General features: G+C 59.3%; 1 protein-coding gene. It reads right to left on the bottom strand.

All coding sequences use genetic code 11. The features are described 5' to 3' along the window. Positions 1-859 (bottom strand): coiled-coil domain-containing protein (locus tag IEY17_RS25010; RefSeq protein WP_373289931.1); only part of this gene is annotated, 859 nt, incomplete at its 3' end. Positions 860-889 lie beyond the last annotated feature (30 nt).

The raw sequence follows: 889 nt of genomic DNA, 5'->3' as shown, positions 1-889 counted from the left end.
CTCTCGCCTCATTTCTCAAACGGCTCGCCAAGTTCTTGAATTCAAGCTTCTGCCCCTTAGCTAAACGCGCCTGCTCATGGAAATCACTCGCATCCTTCGCAGCAGCAATTGCCTCAGCAAGGTAACGTTTCGCCTCGTCCTTCAAATATTCCGCTCTGCGCGTGGCCCTTTCCGCCTCGTCGCGGAAATAACTCGCCTTATCCCTCGCGGTTTTCGCCGCGCTGCGGAAAGTAGCTTTACTCTTGTCGGCGAGATCTGCTGCATCATCGTAAAATTTCGCCTCGTTTGCAGCAAGAAGCTCCGCAGCAGAATTCCCCTCGGCACGTGCGCGCGCCGCCCGCTCATAGGCATCTTGTGCCTTCCTATCGGCATCACGCGCCTCTTCGTCGAAGCGACGCACGTCATTATCGTACGCTTTCGCAAACGCTTCGGCCTTACTGGCCCTTTTACTGTAAGAACGCGCTTCTTCTTCAGCACGTTGCGCGCCGGAAAGGCACTCGGACGCCCGGTCCTTGTTATGGCGCTCTTTCTGTTCGGCAAGAGACGCGTCATTGGTATGCTGAACCTGCTGGAGCCGGTGATGATGCGCCTGATCTTCGGCGCTCCGCGCTTCATTCCTTAGTCTCTGCGCCTTCGCCGCCGCTTCACTTGCCCTGATGTCAGCTTCGAGTTCCCTCTTCTCGGCACGATTCAAATTTTTCTGGGCTCGCTCCAGCCTTTTCCTGGCGAGACGCAAACGTTCCTGGGCTTCCTCCAGGGGGCCGCCTCCCCATCCGGTTGAGTCGTATGCGGCAGCCCCTTGCGCTGCCACCCGCTGCCCACCGGAAAACTCCCCACGAGCCGGCCCGGCCTGCGCCACCGCACCCCGCGACCCCACCGGCGTATACAC

Origin of the sequence: Saccharopolyspora thermophila (assembly GCF_014646075.1) — a bacterium.
In the GTDB taxonomy this organism is placed as follows: domain Bacteria; phylum Actinomycetota; class Actinomycetes; order Mycobacteriales; family Pseudonocardiaceae; genus Saccharopolyspora; species Saccharopolyspora thermophila.
Note: the sequence above shows the minus strand (reverse complement) of the source record. Positions and strands in the feature narration are given on the sequence as shown.